Origin of the sequence: Cupriavidus sp. MP-37 (assembly GCF_020618415.1) — a bacterium.
GTDB lineage: Bacteria > Pseudomonadota > Gammaproteobacteria > Burkholderiales > Burkholderiaceae > Cupriavidus.
Genome location: NZ_CP085344.1, coordinates 824,367 through 843,541 on the forward strand (window position 1 = coordinate 824,367; position 19,175 = coordinate 843,541).

The following is a 19,175-nucleotide window of genomic DNA, read 5'->3' on the forward strand; positions in this document are numbered from 1 at the left end:
GCGGCGCGGCGGCTCAATCCAGCCGAATATTGTTTTCCTTGATCACGCTGCCCCAGTACGCCTGGTCGGCACGGGTCGTCGCCGCGAACGCCGCCGGCTGCGTGGTCTTGACGATCAGGCCCAGGTCGCCCAGCCGCTGGCGGATGTCGGGCGCGGCCATCACGGTTTCGACGTCCGCCGCGATCTTGTCGACGATGGCCTGCGGCGTGCCGGCGGTGGTAAACAGGCCCAGCCAGGCGGGGCCGTCCAGGCCCTTGAAGCCGAGTTCCTGGAAGGTCGGCACGTCGGGCAGCATCGGCGCGCGGGTGTTGCCGGTCACCGCCAGCGGCTGCAGCTTGCCGGTGCGCGCGTGCTGGCGCACCGTCATCGGCGACAGCGTGCCCAGCGAGATCTGGCCGCCGATCAGGTCGGTGGCGATCGGCGCTTCGCCCTTGTACGGCACGTGCACCAGCTGGGCGCCGGCATTCTTCAGGAACACCTGCATGTAGAGGTGGGCGCCGGTGCCGATGCCATAGGTGCCATAGGAGAATTTGTCCGGCTGGGACTTGGCCAGGGCCACCATCTGCGGCAGCGTGCGCGGCATGGCGCTGCTGGCGGTCAGCACCAGGCTGGAGGTGCACAGCTGGCCGATGGCGGTGAGGTCGCGCAGCGGGTCGAACGGCGGCTTGGCCACCATATAAGGCGTCTGCACCAGGCTGGGCAGGCCCAGCAGCAGCGTGTAGCCATCCGGCTGCGCCTTGGCGACCACGTCGGCGCCGATCATGCCGCCCACGCCGGGGCGGTTCTCGACGATCACCGGGCGCTGCCACAGCTTGCCCAGCGGGTCGCCCAGCGCGCGCGCCAGCACGTCAGTGGCGCCCCCGGGCGGATACGGCACGACCAGCCGCACCGGGCGCGCGGGCCAGGACTGCTGGGCCCGGGCCGGGCCGATTCCCAGGGTTGAAGCGGCGGCGGCCAGGGATCCGGCTCCCAGCCAGTGCAGGGCCTTGCGGCGGTCGGCTTGCATGATGTTTCCTCCAAGGTTGACGTCATGTCGGCATGCGGCCCCTGGCGTCAGCGCAGGTGGCCACGGCAAGGCGCAGCGTACGAGGCCGCGGCGCGTCGCGGCATCGACGGAATGGACGAAAACGGTGGGGAGTAGTTACCCGGATCGGGTTTGCGCAGGGCATGCGGCCGTACCGCGATTCGAACCGCGGCATCGCTTAAGATGGCGCCGCCGCTGCCGGCGCGTTCAGTCAGTCCGGTCCGTGCGGCGCTTGATCCATTTCCTGCTTGATCCAACATGGCCCGCCTCAAACTCGAACTGCCCGCCGACCAGCTTTGCTACGCCACACACCTCACTGTGCGCGTGACGGACATCAATTCGGCCAACCACCTTGCCAATGATTCGATGATCTCAATGATTTCAGAGGCGCGGGCGCGGTTCCTGTTCGAATTCGGCAGCGAGGATGTGCGCGAGGAAGGGGTGGGGATCATCGTCACCGACCTGGCCACGATGTACCGCAACGAGGCCCATGCGCGCGACCAGCTGCTGTTCGAGGTGGGCGTGATGGACTTCAACAAGTATGGCGGCGACATCATCTTCCGCATCACGCGGCCGGCCGATGGCGCGCTGATCGCGATGGCCAAGTCGGGCTTCGTCTTTTTCGACTACGTGGCCAAGCGCGTGGTGGCGATGCCGGCAGGATTCGCCGGGCGCTTCCCCAAGGTGAACTGGGTGGAATAGCCGCCGGCGTGGCGCAGTCCGGCGACCGCGCCACGGCTTTGCCGGCAAGGCGGCTCAGGCCTTGCGCTCGCCGCCAAGCGCTTCGGTCAGGTCGACCAGCATGCCGGACAGCTCGCCCGCCATCATGGTGAAGTCCGCGTCGAAGCGCTCGTCTTCATCGTGCGCGGTGCCGTCGGCCTGTTCCTTGATCACGTCGAGCGGCGCCACCTTCTTGACCACCAGCCCGTCGGTCAGCACGAACGAGACGCGGTCGTTCCAGGTCATCGCCAGGCGCGTGCAGCGCTTGCCGGCGGCGATATGGCGGCGCAGGTCTTCGGGGTCGAGCGGGTGGCGCACGTAGCGGACCGTGGCCTTGCTTTCGGCGCCGGACTGCAGCTCGATTTCCTGGTCGACGGTAAAGCCGGCGGGGGCCGCATCGCCGGCCAGCCATTCGGTCATCGCCGCCACCGGCGACTGGTTGACGTGCAGGTTGATCAGCGGCAGCGGGTCCAGCGCCTTGAACAGCATGCCGCGCACTTCATCGGCCTTGGCCGCGGCGGCGGCGTCGATGGCAAGCCAGCCGTTGTCCGGGTCGATCCACACGCGCGTGTCGCGGCGGATGCTGAAGGCGCGCGGCAGCAGTTCTTCGGTGACCTGCTCCTTCAGTTCCTTCAGTTGCTTGCGGCCCGGCTTGTAGCCTTGCTGCTCTTCGATCTCTGCGGCGCGGGCGCGCGTGACCTGGTTGACCACGGTGGTTGGCAGCAGCTTTTTTTCGGTGCGCAGCGTCAGCAGCATCTGGCGGCCGACGGTATGGACCAGCTGGCCGTTGTCACGGGGCGAGGCCCAGCCTTGCGTCTGCATTTCGAGGCTGGTGCCGGGAAAGAAGGCGTGCTTCGCCAGGCTGGCTTCGACCTCGTCGGCGCTCGGCGACCACGGGGCGGAGAAACGATGGACCTGCAGATTCTTGAACCACATGGGGAATTCGGCCAAAGGGACGAATTCTAACGCCCGCGGCGCGCGGTCAAGAAAAAACCCGGCGCCGCGCGACCTGACGGCCGCGCGGCGGCAACCGCTCAGCGCTGCTACAGGTCGAGCCGGGTGATCTTGCTGCCCTCGAAGCTCAGCCCCGCCATCAGGCCGGCATTGGTCAGCACGAAGCCGACGATGGGCTGCTGCGCGGTGTTGGTGTCGAGCACGCCGTTTGCGCCAATCGTGGCCAGCGCCACGGTGGCATCGACGCCCGCGGTCCAGCCGCTGCTGCGCACGAATTTGTCGTAGGCGTCCTGCGTCATGAACATCAGGATCACCGACTTGGACTGCGCCCCGATCTGCCAGCCGACCGAGCCCGAGATCAGCCGGTAATAGCCGCGCGTGCCGCCGCCCGAGCGCAGCGCGCCGTCGCCATACTCGCCGCCGACGATAAAGCCGGCCGACAGGGTCTTCGGGAACACCAGGATGCCGCGCGCGCGGTTGCCCAGCTCGCGCGAGCCGTTGACCGAGCTGTACAGGCGCGACAGCGTGGCGTCCGCGCCGGAGTCCAGTTCGCGCCGGCGCGCGCCCTTGTCGGCAGGCGCGTCGGGCTTGGTGGTGGTGCACGCGCCGGTGGCCAGCGTGCCGAGGGCCAGACCCGCGCTGGCCGAAAGGAAGGTTCGACGTTTCATCTCGTCTCCTTGGTGTTGTTGTCGCCTTTGAAGCATAGGCGCCGAAATCACCTGGGCAAATGATTCAGGCCAAGGAGTCGTTTCCATTTGTGACGAAGGTGGTGCAGGATGGGCGTTCGCGGCCAGAATAATGGACCTTGCGCCCGCTACGTCCCATGGCTGGCTTATGCCCCCATGTGACCGCCGCGGCGCCGTCACCGCATCTTGATCCGCATGAAAAAACTTCTCACCGCCTTGCCGCTGCTTCTGCTGGCCGCATGCGCGTCCCAGCCTCCGGGTGCTTCCACAGACGCCGCGGCATCGGCCCCGGCGGCCGACACCGGCAGCGAATGGCAGGCGCTGCGCGCCAAATACATGGATTGCACGCAGAAGAAGGCGAACGACAACCTGTCGGCCAAGGGCCAGTCGAAGGACGTGGCCGATCTCGCGCTGGCCGCGTGCCAGCCGGAACTGGACGCGATGCACACTGCCTTCCGCGGTTATCTCGATGCGCAGATGTCGTCGTCGCACGGCAAGAGCAGCGCACGCCAGGCGGCCGCGCGCGTGACCAGCGACACCCGCGACAAGGCGCGCCATTACCTGGTGCGCTACGTCGAGCGCGAGCGCTACCTGGCCCGCCAGAACTGACGGCGGGCGCGCCGGCGGCTCAGAGCATTTCCAGCGGCCCCGGGCCGTCGGGCGGTGGGAAGATGCGGTCGATCTCGGCCAGCTGGGCCGGTGACAGCGTCTTCGACAGCGCCTCCAGGTTTTCCTGCAGGCGCTCGCGCCGGCTGGTCTTGGGGATGGCGATGACGCCGTCCTGCGCCAGCAGCCAGGCCAGCGCCGCCTGCGCCGCGCTCATGCCGTGGTCGCGCGCGAAGCGCTTGAGCCCGGGATGCCCCAGCAGCCGCGACTGCTCGATCGGGGAATAGGCCATCACCGGCACGCCGCGCTGGCGCAGCCAGGGCAACAGGTCCCACTCGATGCCGCGCCGCCCCAGGTTGTACAGCAGCTGGTTGGTCGCCACGCGGCTGCCGCCGGGCGCGTCCCACAATTCCTGCATATCGGACAGGTCAAGATTGCTGACGCCCCAGTGGCGGATCTTGCCGTCGCGCTGCAGCGCCTCCATGGCCCGCACCGTCTCTTCCAGCGGCACGCCGCCGCGCCAGTGCAGCAGATACAGGTCGATGCGGTCGGTGCGCAGCCGCTTCAGGCTGCGCTCGCAGGCCTGCACGGTGCCGCGCCGGCTGGCGTTGAAGGGGTAGACCTTGCTGACCAGGAAGGCCTGGTCGCGCCGGCCGGCGATGGCCTCGCCGATCATGGCCTCGGACTGGCCTTCGCCATACATCTCGGCGGTATCGATCAGGCGCAGGCCCAGGTCCAGCCCCAGGCGCAGCGTGGCGATCTCCTCCGCGCGCGCGGCGGGCGACTCGCCCATATTCCATGTGCCCATGCCGAGCGCCGGGACGCGCTCGCCGTCGGGCAGGGTGACTTGCTTCATCGCTTGGCTTCCAGGTTGGCCGGGATCGGGCGCCCGGCGGCACCCAACCACACTAGTTAACAACACCGGCAATGTACAACCGGCGCGCGCCGGCAATGCTTCAAACCAGTCCGGTCAGAAAATACAGCGCGATGACAAAGAACACCGCGGCGGTCTTGATCAGCGTGACCGCGAAGATATCGCGGTAGGACTCGCGGTGGGTCAGGCCGGTCACGGCCAGCAGCGTGATCACGGCGCCGTTGTGCGGCAGGGTGTCCATGCCGCCGCTGGCCATCGACACCACGCGGTGCAGCACTTCCAGCGGGATCTGCATGGCCTGTGCGCCGGCGATGAAGGTCTCCGACATCGCCGCCAGCGCAATGCTCATGCCACCCGAGGCCGAGCCGGTGATGCCGGCCAACGTGCTGACCGAGACCGCGGCATTGACCAGCGGGTTGGGAATCGCGCGCAGCGCGTCGCTGACCACCAGGAAGCCCGGCAGCGCGGCGATGACGCCGCCGAAGCCGTATTCCGACGCGGTGTTCATCGAGGCCAGCAGCGCCCCGCCGACCGCGCCCTTGGTGCCCTCGGCAAAGCGTTCGCGCAGCGCGCCGAAGGCGCTCACCAGCACCACGGCGATGCCCAGCAGCAGCGCGCCTTCCACCGCCCAGATCGCGGTGACGCTGGCGATCTTGGTTTCCACCGGGCTGGCCAGGCCGGGCAGCGCCACGCTGCTGGATTCGCCGTACCACAGCGGAATCATCCGCGTCAGCCAGAAGTTGGCCACGCCCACCACCACCAGCGGCAGCAGCGCCAGCAGCGGGTGCGGCAGCTTGCCGGCCTGGCTGCGCTCGGGCTCGTTGCGCAGGTTGGTGCCATAGCCCTCGCCGCGCGCGGCGGCGGCGCGGCGGCGCCATTCCAGGTAGCTCAGGCCCACCACCAGGATAAACAGCGACCCCGCCACGCCCAGCACCGGCGCGGCCCACGAGGTGGTGTTGAAGAAATTGGTGGGGATGATGTTCTGGATCTGCGGCGTGCCCGGCAGCGAATCCATGGTGAACGAGAACGCGCCCAGCGCGATCGCACCCGGCATCAGCCGCTTGGGGATGTTGCTCTGGCGATACAGCTCGGCGGCAAACGGGTAGACCGCGAACACCACCACGAACAGCGACACGCCGCCATAGGTCAGCAGCGCGCACACCGTGACGATCACCGCGTTGGCGCGCGAGCGCCCGATATAGCGGATCGCCGCGGCGACGATGGATTCGGAAAAGCCGGACAGCTCGACCACCTTGCCGAACACCGCGCCTAATAAGAACACGGGGAAATACAGCTTCACGAAGCCGACCATCTTCTCCATGAAGATGCCGCTGAACACCGGCGCCACCGCCGACGGGTCGGTCAGCAGCACCGCGGCCAGCGCGGCGATCGGCGCGAACAGGATCACGCTGTAGCCGCGGTAAGCGGCGAACATCAGAAAGGCAAGGGCTGCCAGTACGATCAGGAACGACATCGGATCTCCTTCAGGGTTGCCTTCTCCTGAGGTGCGGTCCGTTGCCGCGCGGGGGGCCTGCGCTTGTGGCGCGTTGTCTCTCTCTGTGCGTCAGGAAAAGGGATCAGCCGGCGACTGTGCCACAGCCTGGCCGGCGGCGAAACCCTTGGGGCTCGCCGCGGCCGCGGCGGTGGCGGGCGGCGGCAGGAAGGAGACGGCCGGCTTCACCCGTGCTGGTGGCGATACTCCTGCGTGCGTCCGCCGTAGCCATACGCCGCGGCGCGTGCGTCGATCACGTGGACGTAAGAGACCGGATGCAGGTTGCCGAGCAGGCCGGACATGGTCTCGAACACGGCTGCGATGAACTGCGCCTTCTCCGCCTTGGTGTTGGTTTCATCGGTCACGCTGATGTCCAGGTGGAAGGCGTTGCGGCCCAGTTCGGACAACGGTGCGTCGGCGATGATCCAGCTGTCGTGCGGGATGTACTGCACCGTCACGGCGATCACGTCGCGCTGCTTGCGGAGCACGCGCTCGGTCAGGTCGGCGATGGCCCTGGCGCTGCGGCGGGTGAGGTCGGCATCGGGGTGGCCGGACAGGTGCAGGACGATGTGGGGCATGGCGGGCTCCTTGGGTTTGGGCGGGTTGGTGAAGCCATGTTAGGGCGTGGTGTAGTATCGGAGAAGCGGGAATAACCGATGCGTTCCATCGGCTATGACGAAACCACTCCAACCCTTGCCGGAGGCCAAGCCATGCGGGGATTCGACATCGACCAGTTGCGCACCTTCGTGATGGTTGCCGACAGCGGCAGTCTGTCGGCCGCGGCGCCCCGGCTGTTCCTGTCGCAGTCGTCGGTCAGCGAGCAGCTGCGCAAGCTGGAAGAGCGCGCCGGCGTGCCGCTGCTGACGCGCGGCCGCCACGGCGCGCAGCCGACGCCGGCCGGACAGCGGCTGCTGGCTCATGCGCGGCGCATCCTGGACCTCAACGAACTGGCCTTGCAGGAGTTGCGCGGCCACGCGCTGGAGGGCGAGCTGCGGCTGGCGGTGACCGACTATTTCCGCCCCGGCGAGATCGCCGGCATGCTGCGGCGCCTGCGCGAGCGCTATCCGTACCTGCGCCTGCACGTGACGGTGATGAAGAGCGCGGCGATCGATGCCGCCGCGGCGCGCGACGCCTTCGATATCGGCCTCAGCATGCGGCTGCCAGGCACGCGCGGAACCGCTGCGCGCGGCACGGTGCTGCGGCGCGAGCCGCTCGCCTGGGTGGCGGCGCCGGCCGAGGCCGAGAGCCTGCCGGCGACCCTGCCGCTGGTGCTGCTGCCCGATACCTGCTCGCTGCACCAGTACGTGGTGCAGCGGCTCGTGCGCAAGCGCGTGCCGTTCGAGATCGCGCATTCAGCGTCCGGCGTGGCGGGGCTGCACCTGGCGCTGGCTGCGGGGCTGGGCCTGTCGTGCCTGAACGCGTCGGCGATCGGGCCGGGCGTGGCGCCGCTTGACGCCGCCTCCATCGCGCGGCTGGGGTTGCCGCGGCTGCCCGAGGCGGAGTTCTTCCTGCTGCCGGGACGGCGCGGCGAATCGGCATTCATTGCCGAGGCGCGCGATGCGCTCGCTACGCAACTGGCCTAGCCGGCCCACCTGAGATCAGAAAGTCACAAATCAAAGCGCGCCGGCCAACCCGGTTGTGTTGAAAGCAACATATCTTGATTGGGAATAGGAATAATTCGCAATCTCGTTGACCATGACAATTCGGTAATCGATAATTCGCCCGCTTTTTCAAATTATTACAGTCGATTACAGGCCAATGAGAATAAAACTTCACCCGATTTGTGCCGCGGTGGCGGGGAGCTTCGTTTTTCAACCGATGCTGGTGTGGGCGCAATCCGCACCGGCGACCCCGGCGCAGTTGCCGGAGGTCACCGTCAAGGCGGACGTCAGCCGTGAACTGGGCGCGGGCTACAACCCGCCCAATGCGGTCAGCGCCACCAAGACCGAAGCGCCGCTGCGCGACGTCCCGCAAACCGTCAACGTGGTCACCGCCGAAGTCATGCGCGACCAGCACGCCACCTCGATGCAGGACGCACTGAAGAACGTGCCGGGCGTGTCGTTCTCGCACGGCGACGGCCAGCGCGACCAGGTCTCGATCCGCGGCTTCACCGCCATCGCCGACCAGTTCGTCGATGGCATCCGCGACGATGCGCTGTACTTCCGCGACATGTCCAACGTCGACCGTGTCGAGGTCGTCAAGGGACCGGCAGCGGTGCTGTACGGGCGCGGCTCGTCGGGCGGCCTGATCAACCGCGTGACCAAGAAGCCGGGCATCGACGTCACCGACTTCGCGCTCAGCTACGGCATGTGGGCCGACCGCCGCGCCGAAGCCGACGTGGGCCGCGTGTTCGCCGACGGCGCCGCCGCGTTCCGCGTGACCGGCGCGGTGCAAAAGGCCAACAGCTACCGCTCGCAGCAGTTCCTGGACCGCGCGGCGATCGCACCGTCGCTGGAGCTGCGGGTCGCGCCCGAGACCACCGTGCTGTTCCAGGCCGACTACCTGGAAGACCGCCGCGTGACCGACTTCGGCATCCCGGCTTACCGCGGCCGGCCGGTGGACGTGCCGGCGTCGCGCTACTACGGTGCGGCCAACGCGCGCGATGCGGACTACTCGCAGTCGCGTGTGTTCTCCGGCACTGCCACCATCAACCATCGCTTCAATGAGAACTGGTCGATCCGCAATGCGACGCGGTATTACCACTACTCGCTGGATCGGAACAATACGCTGACCGCGGCCGTCAACGAGGCGACGCAACGGCTGACCATGAACCACGGCAATGTCCGCCGTGAGGAACATGGCTGGTTCAACCAGACCGACCTGATCCAGAAGGCGACGATCTTCGGCACCAGGCACGAAATCCTGTACGGCATGGAGATCGGTCAGCAGAACAAGGACCAGATCAACAACACCAAGCCGGTGCCGGGTACCTTCGACCTGTTCAACCCGGTGCTGCCGGTGCTGCCGCGCCAGGCGCCGGGCAACCCGACCACCTCGAACCTGGGTGTCTTCGACACGCTGGCGTTCTACACCCAGGACATGATCACCTTCAGCGAGCAGTGGAAGGCGCTGGTCGGGGTGCGCTACGACAACTTCCAGCAGGAGACCAAAAACCGCATCGCCGGCCAGCGTGACTTGTCGCGCAGCGACTCCGCCTGGAGCCCGCGTGCCGGCCTGGTGTGGCAGCCCAGCAAGACCCAGTCGTACTACGTGTCGTGGAGCAAGTCGTTCCAGCCGTCGGGCGAGGCGTTTGCGCTGGCCGCGAACAACGCCGACCTGGCCCCGGAGACTACCAACAATACCGAGGTGGGCGCCAAGTACGACTGGCTGAACGGCAAGGCCAGCACCACGATCTCGGTGTTCCGACTGGAGCGCTCCAACATCAAGGTGAGCTCGCCCAACAACGTGCTGATCCCGATTGGCGAGCAGCGCACCGACGGCGTGGAGATCTCCGGCGCGGCCGAGCTCGGCAGCGGCTGGCGCATGCTGGCCGGCTACGCCTACCTGGACGCCACCGTCACCAAGTCCAGCGCCGCGTTGCAGGGCAAGCGTGCCACCATCACGCCGCGCCACTCCGGCAACCTGTGGGTGACCAAGGACCTGGGCCACGGCTTCGGTGTCGGCCTTGGCGCCAACCTGGTGGGCGCGCGCTATGCCGATCCGCAGAACACCGTCACGCTGCCCGGCTACGTCACCGCCGACGCGATGGCCTGGTACCGCCGCGGCGCCTTCGAGGCCCAGCTCAACGTGTACAACCTGTTCGACAAGGGCTACATCGTCTCGGCGCACGGCAGCAGCCCCAACCTGAACATGCCGGGCGCTCCGCGCAGCGTCATGGCCACCCTGCGCTACCGCATGTAAAGCGCAGCATCGGGGACAAAAAAACCGGGCGGTTCATCACCGCCCGGTTTTTTTTCGCCTGCTGTTTCTCTTTCAGCCGGACATGCAACGGCATGCCCCGGAGAAACCCTGAGTCCGCCAGCGCTCAGTGCTCGCGCTCCCAGGTCTGGGTGCGCCCGATCAGGCTGATGCCGATGAACCCGCGCACGTTGAGCTTGTTGCCGTCCTCGGCCAGCGACATCTTGCTCTTGTAGACCTTGCCGTTTTCCGGATCGAGGATCTCGCCGCCGCTCCACTCGTTGTCGCCGGTCTTGCGCAGGCCGGACAGGATGGTCATGCCGATCAGCGGCTGGTCCTTGCGTGCGTCGGTGCACTTGTCGCACACCCGCGGCTTGCCGTCGCTGTCGACGAAGCTCTTGAGCAGGCGTCCGCTGTAGACGCCGTTCTTCTCGGTGATCTCCACCAGCCCGCGCGGCTTGCCGGTGTTGTCGTCGATGGTCTTCCATGTGCCGCTCGGCGTGGCCTGCGCCAGCGCCGCGGCGCTGCCGAGCAGGGTGGCGGCCAGCACCGCGGCGCGCACGGTGCAGGCAATGAGGGAAGGGCTGCGCATGATGTCTCCTTTGAGGTCCGTAGCCACGCCAATCTACTGGCGCAGCCGCCGCGCCGCAATCCGCCGCGGACCGGCAGGCGCCGATGCGCGGTGCTTGCCTGCTGACCGCCAGCCCGCATGCAGCGGGCGTTTGCGGGTTTTTGTGGCGCAGCAAAACGCGCCTGCGCGCGGCCGCTGAAGCAATCCTCTAAGCGGACGTACGACGCACCGGGCGGCACCTTGCCGCGTGCTTCGCGACGGTGCGAGTGCCTGCCGAAAGCGCGCCGCGCGCGCTCCCGATCGCGCGGCACGACGCGACCTCGTCGCAGCGACTGCCGGAGTGTTGCCGCGATGCTTCGCTGTCGTCGCGGCTTGGCTCGATCGCAACGCTTCGATGCCTCGGCGATGCCTTCGCGCTGCCCTCGCGATGTTGCTTCGATGCAAACCGTTGCGTGCACGCATCACTCTCTCGCACACTCGGCGATGGTGTCGCGCAGCGACCGATGCCGGTGTCGTCGCGCACTGGCCGCGGTGCGCTGTGCGTGTGCCGGGTCGCGTGTGTAAAGCATGCAGAGCGCGCGCCGGTGTTCGCGTCGCGCGCGTATCGGAGCTTGCCGACGCACGGCTCGAGGCGTGCCGCCCGTGTTTCCGTGCATCGCCCGCAAAGCCTTTGTCCATGCGGCTTTTCGGAAAGTGCGAGGACGCGCGGCAGCGACTTTCGCAGTCGCTGCGCGCACGCTGCGCGCCTTGTCATCGCTACGCGCGGCGGTGTGTAAAAGCTGCGGCGCGCGAAGTCATCGAAGGGGGATCGCGCCGCGCGCGCAAGCACGCGTGATCGGTCTCTGCACGCGCATGCGCGCGACGCGTTTGCATGTCGTCGGCAACGTCTTCATGACGACGCGCGTGAGAACTAGTTGGAGCGGTGCATGCAGGCAAGTTTTTTTGCACTTTTTTCTTAACATCATCGTGCAAACGAATTATGATTCGCCTTGACAAGAGTCTCACTTCATTGCAGCGAAGCAGGAAGCAAGATGGAACCGAAAAGCGCGATGCGCGCTTCGATGCAATGACGAAGGTAGTAGCTGAGGAGCACGAGAACTTTGACGCAGACCAGCCCCGACCGGCTTCTTAAAACGCGTGCAGTCTCCCTTGGTCCATTAACGGGTTGGACCCGCTACCACCGAATGAATGCCGCCTGCCGTGCGCGAGGCCAAGCCCGCACCGCAGGCCTGCTGTCCGATATCTCCTCATTTCTGGCCGCGCGCCGGCTCAACGGGCGGTGCGGGCTGATCGAATATTCCAGGGCGCGGCATGTGCCCGAGACCCGCTTGCGGGCTCGCGCCGGCCGCCAAGTCACCGCCATGGGCGGTGCCCCTGCAACCGAATTCATTAGCGTGCAGCAGTGGTCGGGCCGCACGCCGATGAATCGCTCGCTCGACTGGGGCCGCGCTGCTGTGGCGCGCCTCGGGTCGGTCGGGTCGCCAACTTAGGTCATTCGATATTCACTCTCTAGTGAAGGAGTTATCCATGGCAACTGCTGCAAAGAAAAAGCCGGCGGCTAAGAAGGCCGCCAAGCCGGCCGCCAAGAAGGCTGCTGTGAAGAAGGTCGCCGCCAAGAAGGCTGCACCGGCCGCCAAGAAGGCAGCCGCCAAGAAGGCACCGGCCAAGAAGGCCGCGGTGAAGAAGGTCGCTGCCAAGAAGGCCGCACCGGCCAAGAAGGCAGCCGCCAAGAAGGCAGCACCGGCCAAGAAGGCCGCAGTGAAGAAGGTCGCCGCCAAGAAGGCAGCACCGGCCAAGAAGGCAGCCGCCAAGAAGGCACCGGCCAAGAAGGCCGCGGTGAAGAAGGTCGCCGCCAAGAAGGCCGCACCGGCCAAGAAGGCTGCTGCCAAGAAGGCGCCCGCCAAGAAGGCTGCTGCCAAGAAGGCTGCACCGGCCAAGAAGGCTGCTGCCAAGAAGCCGGCCGCCAAGAAGGCCGCTGCCAAGAAGCCGGCTGCCAAGAAGGCTGCCGCCAAGCCTGCCGCGGCCCCTGCCGTTGCTCCCGCTTCGGCTGCCAAGACCGCGCTGAACCCGGCTGCTGCCTGGCCGTTCCCGACGGGCAACCGTCCGTAAGCTGCGCCGCCACGGCGTGGACCTTAGCCGTTCCGCAAGGAACCACCACGGCACGCAAGTCGTGCCGACATGACCGGATACCGCGTATCCGGTCCGCAAGACAGCTGAGTCTTGCCGACCCGCCGATGGCTAACGCCCGGCGGGTTTTTTCATGGGCGCGCAAGTCTGGCGACGGCGGGGCCAGGCGACCTGAGCGGCCAAAGAAAAAGCGCCGCACCCTTGCGGGTACGGCGCCCTGGGTTCGCCCTTGGCGGGGGACCTGCCGGCCGTCAGTGCGTGACGCGGGTCACGCCGCCCGACGACAGCAGCCGCACCCGTTCGCCGGGGCGGAAGGCTTCGTCGGCCTCCTGCGTGATCGCGCGCATCTCGCCGTTGTCCAGGCGCACCGTGATCTCCAGCGCGCGGCGCTGGTTGATCTTGTTCTCGGCCGCGCTGCCGGCGATGCCGCCCAGCACCGCGCCGAGGATGCCGGCCGCCACCGCACCGTTGCCGCCGCCGATGGTGCTGCCGGCGGCGATGCCGCCGATGGCGCCGCCGGCCAGCGTGCCGGCGCCGCTCTGGCTGCCCTGGATGGTGACCTCGCGGATGCCTTCGACCACGCCGTAGCGCACGGTCTGCTCGCGCTGCGCCTGGCCGGTGCTGTAGACGCTGTTGGAATTGGATTGCGTGGCGCAGCCGGCCGCCAGCGTGGCAACCAGGGTGGCACCAAGGACGGCAAGCGCGCCGCCGCGTAGCTTGTTGTTCATGTCAGTTCCCGATAAATTCGCCACGCGCCGGCCGCAGCTCAGGCGTAGCGGTACCCGAATGCAGACTGGAACCGGTTGCCGATTTCCTCGCGCGACAACCAGTGGTTCTGCGGACCCTGCTGCGCGATCTTGACCGACCCCATCAGCGATGCGAGGCGGCCTGTCGTTTCCCAGTCTAATCCGTTTTCAATGCCGAAGAGCAGGCCGCCGCGGAAGGCGTCGCCACAGCCGGTCGGGTCGACGATGCGCTCGGCCGCAACGGCCGGGATCGCGTACTGGCGGCCATCGGCAAAGATGCTGGCGCCGCGTTCGCCGTGCGTGACGATGAAGGCACGAACCTTGGCGGCAACCTCGGCGCTGGTCCACGCGGTGCGCGACAGCAGGATCTGCGCCTCGTAGTCATTGACTGTCACGTAACTGGCGAGTTCAACGAACTCGCGCAGGTCGTCGCCGTTGAACAGCGGCATCGCCTGGCCCAGATCGAAGATGAACGGCACGCCGGCTTCGGCGAACTGGCGCGCGTGGTGCAGCATCCCTTCGCGGCTGTCGGGTGCGACGATGCCCAGGCTCGGCACCGGCGTGCCGCCGAGCGCGTCCTTGACGTGGTTCAGCTGCGACTGGCTCATTGCGCCAGGGTGGAAGGCGGTGATCTGGTTGTTGTCCAGGTCGGTGGTGATCATCGCCTGCGCGGTGAAGGTCTCCGGCAGCACGCGGATATGGCCGGTGGGGATCCCGAGCTTGCGCAGGTATTCCAGGTAGGGTTCGGCGTCGATGCCGACGGTAGCCATCACCACCGGATCGCCGCCCAGCATCTTGAGCGTGTAGGCGATGTTGCCGGCGCAGCCGCCGAATTCGCGCCGCATGCCGGGCACCAGGAACGAGACGTTCAGCATGTGGATCTGGTCCGGCAGGATGTGTTCGCGGAAGCGTCCGTCGAACGTCATGATGGTGTCGTAGGCGACGGAGCCGCAGATCAGGCTGGCCATGCTCTCTCCAGGTGTCGGGTTTGGGGTTTCGGTGGATCGGCGCCCTTGCGGGCAGAAGCGGTAACGCAGAAAACAGAAGCGGCCGCCCCGTGGTTGCGGGCGGCCGCTGACATCGCAGGCGCGCCGCCTGTTACTTCAGCGCGGCCAGGGCGGCGTCGTAGTCGGGCTCGTTCTTGATCTCGGGCACCAGCTGGCTGTACTTGACGGTGTCGTTCTCGTCCAGCACCACCACGGCGCGGGCGGTCACGCCGGCGAGCGGGCCGGTCTTGATGTCGACGCCGTAGTTGCCCTTGAACTCGGCGCCGCGCATGGTCGACAGCGGCACCACGTTGGCCAGGCCCTCGGCGGTGCAGAAGCGGCCCATGGCGAACGGCAGGTCGGCGGAGATGGTCAGCACCACGGTGTTGGCCAGGCCGCTGGCGGCCTCGTTGAACTTGCGCGCGGACGCCTGGCACACCGGCGTATCCAGGCTCGGCACGATGTTCAGCACCTTGCGCTTGCCGGCGAAGTCGGCCAGCGTGACGTCCTTCAGGTCCTTGCCGACCAGCGAGAAGGCGGGCGCCTTGTCGCCGGCTTGCGGGAACTTGCCTGCGACTTCGATGGCGTTGCCGCCGAGGGTGACGTTGCTCATGTCTACTCCTTGATATCTGATGGATTCCGGTTGCGGTCCGGAGCGGGGGCGAGGCTCGCTGCCAGACTCGGATTCGGTCAGGCGGCGGGCCAGTAATTCAGGGGTAAAAAATCAGCACGCGATAGTTGGCTGGCGCCTGCTGCGTCCGGAATCGTACCCGAACCGGCAGCTCCATGCCCGCGCGCAGCCCTTGCGCGGCAAAGGCCTGCTGCGACGGCTCCAGGTATTCGGCGGGCTGCAGCACCCGGCGCAGCAGCAGCTGGTCCTGCAGGTCGGTCATCACCAGCTCGATCGCCGGCAGCGCGGTGCTGGCCCGGCCCAGGTTGCGCAGCGTGACGGCCAGCAGGTAGGTGTCGCCGCCTTCATCCTGGCGCTGCAGCTGCGAGGTCTCGATGCGCAGCGCATCGATGTCGCGCCACGGCGGCACCGTGCAGCCCAGCGGCGCGCATGCCGCCTCGAGCGCGGGGCGCAGCATCGGCAGATGCCCGGCGAGCTGGCTGCGTCCCAGGTACGCCAGCTGCAACAGTGCGGCGATGGCGAGCACCACGGCCAGCGCGCGCCACGCGGCGCGGGGCACCGCAAGGGGCTGGCGCGGCTGGCGTTCCCGCTCGCGCTCGCGCGCATGCCGCAGGAAGTCCGGGGCGAAGACCGGGCCGGCCGGTGCTTCGGTGCGGACCCAGCGGCGGGTGGCCTGCTCGCGTGCGACCGCGCCGCCGGTGACGCTGGCGATGGGGTCGGCGGCGCTGGCAGGCGCGTCATCTTCGTCGGCAGCGGCGGGGACTGGGGCCGGCGAGGATGGCGAGGACGGCGAGGACGGCGAGGGCGGGCGGGATGGGATCTCAGCCGGGCGCGGCGTGTGATCCGGCCACGGCGCAGGCTCGGTGCCTTCATCGGCCGATGCCGCGCGCAGGAACTCGCTCGCGCTGCGGATGGCGCCCGGGGCCGGCGCCGCAGGTTTCGCGGCCGGCGTATCGAGCGCGCCGTGATCGAGCGCCGGCCAGGCAACGGCCGCAGTCGGCTGCTGCGCCGCCGGTGCCGGTGCCGGTGCCGGTGCTGCATCGGCGACCGGTCCTGCAGCCTGGCGCTGCGCGTCGCGCGCATCGCGGTCGGCCACGGCTGCGTTGGCTTCCCGCAGCGCGCGCTCGATCTCGGCATCGTCCATGCCGGCTTGCGGCGGCACTGCCATGTCCTCGGGCGAGGACATCAGCATGGTCGGCGCATCCAGCGCCGGCACGTCGTAGCCGGGATCGATGGTCGGTGTGACGGCGGGAGTCGGGACGGGCGTCGGCGCGGCTGCCGCCGGTGACGATGCGGGTGGCGCGGTGGTTTCAGCGGCAGCCGGGGCAGGCGCGGGGGATGCTGCCGGCTTCTGTGCCGGAGCAGGGGCGCTGCCCGCGGTAGTGCCCGCCGGCATCGGAATCTCGATCAGGTGCTCGCGCGCGTCGAACACCGTTTCGCACTGGCCGCAGCGCACCAGCCCCTGGCGCAGGCGCAGCTGGTCGGCGACCAGCCGGAAGGCGGTGCGGCAGGCCGGGCAGCGCGTGACTAGCTTGACGGCGGCCATCGGGCGGAATCAGGGGCGGGTGCCGTGCAGGCAGACCCAGCCTTCCTCGCTGCGCCACACCGTCAGCGGCAGCCAGGGCGCGTAGGCCGCGGCGACTTCTTCGGCCTGGCGCTCCAGCACGCCGGACAGCACCAGCCGTCCGCCGCTGCGCACGCGCGCGCTCAGCATCGCGGCCATCAGCTTGAGCGGATTGGAGAGGATATTGGCGACCACCAGGTCGTAGCTCGCGTCGGACACCGATTCCGGCAGCGCGAACGACGCCTCGACGCGGTTGCGTTCGGCGTTGTAGCGCGACGCTTCCACGGCGTTGGGGTCGATGTCGATGCCGACCGTATCGCCCGCGCCGAGCTTGCGCGCGACGATGGCCAGGATGCCGGAGCCGCAGCCGTAGTCGAGCACGGTTTCGCCCGGCTTCAGGTTCTGCTCCAGCCACTGCATGCACAGCCGCGTGGTGGGATGGCTGCCGGTGCCGAAGGCCAGGCCCGGGTCGAGCTCCAGCACCACGGCGTCGGGCTCGGGCGCGTCGTGCCACGACGGCACCACCCAGATGCGCTCGCCGACGCGGATCGGCTCGAACTGCGACTGCGTCAGCCGCACCCAGTCCTGGTCCTCGACCGCGCGCAGCTGGTACGCCGGCACCGGGTCGATGCCGAGCTGGTTGGCGGCGGCTGCCACCACCACGGCCGGATCGGCGTCGTCGCCGAACAGCGCGACCACGCGCGAGCGGTTCCACGCGAGTTGCTTCGGTTCCAGCCCGGGCTCGCCGAACAGCGGCTGCTCATCGGGCGTGTCGGCGTCGGCGTCTTCCACCGAGACCGACAGCGCGCCGAGGTCGAACAGGGCGTCAGACCAGGCCTCGGCCTGGTCCTGCGCCACTTCGATCACACATTCCTGAAATGCCACGGGCTTCCTTCTGTTGCTGCGGGTTGCTCAGACCGGTGCTCAGGCCTTCGCGCGTTCTGCCAGGCGATGCTCGAGATAGTGGATGCTGGTGCCGCCTTCGACGAAGTTGGCGTCCATCATCAGCTCGCGGTGCAGCGGCACGTTGGTCTGGATGCCGTCCACCACCATTTCCGACAGCGCGATGCGCATGCGGGCGATGGCCTGCTCGCGCGTGGCGCCGTAAGTGATGATCTTGCCGATCATCGAATCGTAGTTGGGCGGGACGAAGTAGCCATCATACGCGTGCGAGTCGACCCGCACACCGGGTCCGCCGGGCATGTGCCAGGCCGTGATGCGCCCCGGCGACGGGGTGAACTTGAACGGATCTTCGGCGTTGATGCGGCATTCGACGGCGTGGCCGCGGAACTGCACGTCCTTCTGGCGGAAGCGCAGCTTCTCGCCGAAGGCAATGCGGATCTGCTCCTGCACGATGTCGATGCCGGTGATCATCTCGGTGACCGGGTGCTCGACCTGCACGCGCGTGTTCATCTCGATGAAGTAGAACTCGTTGTTCTCGTACAGGAACTCGAAGGTGCCGGCGCCGCGGTAGCCCATCTTCTTGCAGGCCTCGGCGCAGCGGTCGCCGATGCGCTCGATCAGGCGGCGCGGGATATGCGGCGCGGGCGCTTCCTCGATCACCTTCTGGTGGCGGCGCTGCATCGAGCAGTCGCGCTCGCCCAGCCAGATGGCCTGCTTGTGCTGGTCGGCCAGGATCTGGATTTCCACATGGCGCGGGTTCTCGAGGAACTTCTCCATGTAGACCTCGGGATTGCCGAAGGCGCGGCCGGCTTCTTCGCGCGTCATGTTGACGGCGTTGATCAACGCGGCTTCGGTATGCACCACGCGCATGCCGCGGCCACCGCCGCCGCCGGCGGCCTTGATGATCACCGGGTAGCCCACGCGGCGCGCGGTCGCCAGGATTTCCTTGGGATCGTCGGGCAGGGCGCCGTCCGAGCCGGGCACGCACGGCACGCCGGCCTTGATCATGGCCTGCTTGGCCGAGACCTTGTCGCCCATCAGGCGGATGCTGTCGGCGGTCGGGCCGATGAAGACGAAGCCCGACTTTTCCACGCGCTCGGCAAAGTCCGCGTTCTCGGACAGGAAGCCGTAGCCGGGGTGGATGGCCTGCGCGTCGGTCACCTCGGCGGCCGAGATGATGGCGGGCATGTTCAGGTACGACAGCGGCGACGGGGCCGGGCCGATGCAGACGGCTTCGTCTGCCAGGCGCACGTACTTGGCCTCCTTGTCGGCCTCGGAGTACACCACGACCGTCTTGATGCCCAGTTCGCGGCAGGCGCGCTGGATGCGAAGAGCGATTTCGCCGCGGTTCGCGATCAGAATTTTTTCAAACATGGTCTCTCTCTGCGAGAACAGTAGCGGTCCCGCTGCGCAGCGCGATGGCACGCCGGGCG

18 protein-coding genes are annotated in these 19,175 nt (G+C 67.9%); 5 read left to right on the forward strand and 13 right to left on the reverse strand.

Annotation, left to right across the window (positions count from 1 at the left end):
- Nucleotides 1-13: 13 nt before the first annotated feature.
- Nucleotides 14-1,006 carry a tripartite tricarboxylate transporter substrate binding protein gene (locus tag LIN44_RS03915; RefSeq protein ID WP_227313590.1) on the reverse strand — a complete coding sequence of 331 codons (993 nt, stop codon included), beginning with the start codon at nucleotides 1,004-1,006 and terminating at the stop codon, nucleotides 14-16.
- A gap of 276 nt (nucleotides 1,007-1,282) precedes the next feature.
- On the opposite strand from LIN44_RS03915, the gene LIN44_RS03920 reads away from it, so the two are divergent.
- On the forward strand, nucleotides 1,283-1,726 hold the full coding sequence (locus LIN44_RS03920; protein ID WP_227313591.1) for a thioesterase family protein: 444 nt from the start codon (nucleotides 1,283-1,285) through the stop codon (nucleotides 1,724-1,726).
- A 54-nt stretch (nucleotides 1,727-1,780) separates the two neighbouring features.
- On the opposite strand, the gene LIN44_RS03925 is transcribed toward LIN44_RS03920, so the two are convergent.
- Both LIN44_RS03925 and LIN44_RS03930 read right to left on the reverse strand, forming a co-directional pair.
- Nucleotides 1,781-2,680 carry a recombination-associated protein RdgC gene (locus LIN44_RS03925; RefSeq protein ID WP_227313592.1) on the reverse strand — a complete coding sequence of 300 codons (900 nt, stop codon included), beginning with the start codon at nucleotides 2,678-2,680 and terminating at the stop codon, nucleotides 1,781-1,783.
- A 107-nt stretch (nucleotides 2,681-2,787) separates the two neighbouring features.
- The gene (locus tag LIN44_RS03930; RefSeq protein WP_227313593.1) at nucleotides 2,788-3,366 is read right to left on the reverse strand and encodes a YSC84-related protein; all 579 of its coding nucleotides are present in this window, start codon (nucleotides 3,364-3,366) and stop codon (nucleotides 2,788-2,790) included.
- 213 nt (nucleotides 3,367-3,579) lie between these two features.
- Here LIN44_RS03930 and LIN44_RS03935 point away from each other — a divergent pair, with 213 nt between their 5' ends.
- A complete protein-coding gene (locus LIN44_RS03935; RefSeq protein ID WP_227313594.1) occupies nucleotides 3,580-3,993 on the forward strand; it encodes a hypothetical protein in 414 nt (137 codons plus the stop codon).
- 19 nt (nucleotides 3,994-4,012) lie between these two features.
- Here the strand turns inward: LIN44_RS03935 and LIN44_RS03940 are convergent, their stop codons facing one another.
- From LIN44_RS03940 to LIN44_RS03950, 3 genes are all read right to left on the reverse strand, one after another.
- A complete protein-coding gene (locus LIN44_RS03940) occupies nucleotides 4,013-4,846 on the reverse strand; it encodes an aldo/keto reductase (protein ID WP_227313595.1) in 834 nt (277 codons plus the stop codon).
- Between the two features lie 100 nt (nucleotides 4,847-4,946).
- Nucleotides 4,947-6,338: a GntP family permease gene (locus tag LIN44_RS03945; RefSeq protein WP_227313596.1), complete on the reverse strand. Its 1,392-nt coding sequence runs from the start codon at nucleotides 6,336-6,338 to the stop codon at nucleotides 4,947-4,949.
- Nucleotides 6,339-6,541: 203 nt separating this feature from the next.
- A complete protein-coding gene (locus tag LIN44_RS03950; RefSeq protein WP_227313597.1) occupies nucleotides 6,542-6,934 on the reverse strand; it encodes a 4-oxalocrotonate tautomerase in 393 nt (130 codons plus the stop codon).
- A gap of 132 nt (nucleotides 6,935-7,066) precedes the next feature.
- Between LIN44_RS03950 and LIN44_RS03955 the strand changes: the two genes are divergently transcribed.
- Together LIN44_RS03955 and LIN44_RS03960 are read left to right on the forward strand one after the other, a co-directional pair.
- Nucleotides 7,067-7,939, forward strand: coding sequence for a LysR family transcriptional regulator (locus tag LIN44_RS03955; protein WP_227313598.1), 873 nt, complete (start codon nucleotides 7,067-7,069; stop codon nucleotides 7,937-7,939).
- A gap of 175 nt (nucleotides 7,940-8,114) precedes the next feature.
- Nucleotides 8,115-10,217 carry a TonB-dependent siderophore receptor gene (locus LIN44_RS03960; RefSeq protein ID WP_227313599.1) on the forward strand — a complete coding sequence of 701 codons (2,103 nt, stop codon included), beginning with the start codon at nucleotides 8,115-8,117 and terminating at the stop codon, nucleotides 10,215-10,217.
- 124 nt (nucleotides 10,218-10,341) lie between these two features.
- On the opposite strand, the gene LIN44_RS03965 is transcribed toward LIN44_RS03960, so the two are convergent.
- Nucleotides 10,342-10,806, reverse strand: coding sequence for a DUF2147 domain-containing protein (locus LIN44_RS03965; RefSeq protein ID WP_116383560.1), 465 nt, complete (start codon nucleotides 10,804-10,806; stop codon nucleotides 10,342-10,344).
- A 1,506-nt stretch (nucleotides 10,807-12,312) separates the two neighbouring features.
- On the opposite strand from LIN44_RS03965, the gene LIN44_RS03970 reads away from it, so the two are divergent.
- Nucleotides 12,313-12,894: a histone H1-like DNA-binding protein gene (locus tag LIN44_RS03970; RefSeq protein ID WP_062801739.1), complete on the forward strand. Its 582-nt coding sequence runs from the start codon at nucleotides 12,313-12,315 to the stop codon at nucleotides 12,892-12,894.
- Nucleotides 12,895-13,163: 269 nt separating this feature from the next.
- Here the strand turns inward: LIN44_RS03970 and LIN44_RS03975 are convergent, their stop codons facing one another.
- From LIN44_RS03975 to accC, 6 genes are all read right to left on the reverse strand, one after another.
- Nucleotides 13,164-13,640 (reverse strand): hypothetical protein, encoded by a 477-nt coding sequence (locus LIN44_RS03975; RefSeq protein ID WP_062801738.1) that lies wholly within the window; start codon nucleotides 13,638-13,640, stop codon nucleotides 13,164-13,166.
- Between the two features lie 38 nt (nucleotides 13,641-13,678).
- A complete protein-coding gene (locus tag LIN44_RS03980; protein WP_227313600.1) occupies nucleotides 13,679-14,626 on the reverse strand; it encodes a carbohydrate kinase family protein in 948 nt (315 codons plus the stop codon).
- Nucleotides 14,627-14,756: 130 nt separating this feature from the next.
- Nucleotides 14,757-15,257 carry a thiol peroxidase gene (gene tpx / locus LIN44_RS03985; RefSeq protein WP_114130927.1) on the reverse strand — a complete coding sequence of 167 codons (501 nt, stop codon included), beginning with the start codon at nucleotides 15,255-15,257 and terminating at the stop codon, nucleotides 14,757-14,759.
- Nucleotides 15,258-15,354: 97 nt separating this feature from the next.
- Nucleotides 15,355-16,821, reverse strand: a complete 1,467-nt coding sequence (locus tag LIN44_RS03990; protein WP_227313601.1) for a DUF3426 domain-containing protein — start codon at nucleotides 16,819-16,821, stop codon at nucleotides 15,355-15,357.
- Between the two features lie 9 nt (nucleotides 16,822-16,830).
- The gene (prmA, locus tag LIN44_RS03995) at nucleotides 16,831-17,724 is read right to left on the reverse strand and encodes a 50S ribosomal protein L11 methyltransferase (protein WP_227313602.1); all 894 of its coding nucleotides are present in this window, start codon (nucleotides 17,722-17,724) and stop codon (nucleotides 16,831-16,833) included.
- Nucleotides 17,725-17,763: 39 nt separating this feature from the next.
- Nucleotides 17,764-19,116 (reverse strand): acetyl-CoA carboxylase biotin carboxylase subunit, encoded by a 1,353-nt coding sequence (gene accC, locus LIN44_RS04000; RefSeq protein WP_227313603.1) that lies wholly within the window; start codon nucleotides 19,114-19,116, stop codon nucleotides 17,764-17,766.
- Between the last annotated feature and the right edge of the window lie 59 nt (nucleotides 19,117-19,175).

Bases quoted from the DNA above. Each gene is read 5' to 3' on its own strand.
- LIN44_RS03965 (WP_116383560.1), bottom strand. From the start codon at position 10,806: ATGCGCAGCCCTTCCCTCATTGCCTGCACCGTGCGCGCCGCGGTGCTG.
- LIN44_RS03990 (WP_227313601.1), bottom strand. From the start codon at position 16,821: ATGGCCGCCGTCAAGCTAGTCACGCGCTGCCCGGCCTGCCGCACCGCC.
- LIN44_RS03925 (WP_227313592.1), bottom strand. From the start codon at position 2,680: ATGTGGTTCAAGAATCTGCAGGTCCATCGTTTCTCCGCCCCGTGGTCG.
- LIN44_RS03975 (WP_062801738.1), bottom strand. From the start codon at position 13,640: ATGAACAACAAGCTACGCGGCGGCGCGCTTGCCGTCCTTGGTGCCACC.
- accC (WP_227313603.1), bottom strand. From the start codon at position 19,116: ATGTTTGAAAAAATTCTGATCGCGAACCGCGGCGAAATCGCTCTTCGC.
- LIN44_RS03940 (WP_227313595.1), bottom strand. From the start codon at position 4,846: ATGAAGCAAGTCACCCTGCCCGACGGCGAGCGCGTCCCGGCGCTCGGC.
- LIN44_RS03930 (WP_227313593.1), bottom strand. From the start codon at position 3,366: ATGAAACGTCGAACCTTCCTTTCGGCCAGCGCGGGTCTGGCCCTCGGC.
- tpx (WP_114130927.1), bottom strand. From the start codon at position 15,257: ATGAGCAACGTCACCCTCGGCGGCAACGCCATCGAAGTCGCAGGCAAG.
- LIN44_RS03980 (WP_227313600.1), bottom strand. From the start codon at position 14,626: ATGGCCAGCCTGATCTGCGGCTCCGTCGCCTACGACACCATCATGACG.
- LIN44_RS03945 (WP_227313596.1), bottom strand. From the start codon at position 6,338: ATGTCGTTCCTGATCGTACTGGCAGCCCTTGCCTTTCTGATGTTCGCC.
- LIN44_RS03950 (WP_227313597.1), bottom strand. From the start codon at position 6,934: ATGCCCCACATCGTCCTGCACCTGTCCGGCCACCCCGATGCCGACCTC.
- LIN44_RS03935 (WP_227313594.1), top strand. From the start codon at position 3,580: ATGAAAAAACTTCTCACCGCCTTGCCGCTGCTTCTGCTGGCCGCATGC.
- LIN44_RS03920 (WP_227313591.1), top strand. From the start codon at position 1,283: ATGGCCCGCCTCAAACTCGAACTGCCCGCCGACCAGCTTTGCTACGCC.
- LIN44_RS03970 (WP_062801739.1), top strand. From the start codon at position 12,313: ATGGCAACTGCTGCAAAGAAAAAGCCGGCGGCTAAGAAGGCCGCCAAG.
- LIN44_RS03955 (WP_227313598.1), top strand. From the start codon at position 7,067: ATGCGGGGATTCGACATCGACCAGTTGCGCACCTTCGTGATGGTTGCC.
- LIN44_RS03915 (WP_227313590.1), bottom strand. From the start codon at position 1,006: ATGCAAGCCGACCGCCGCAAGGCCCTGCACTGGCTGGGAGCCGGATCC.
- LIN44_RS03960 (WP_227313599.1), top strand. From the start codon at position 8,115: ATGAGAATAAAACTTCACCCGATTTGTGCCGCGGTGGCGGGGAGCTTC.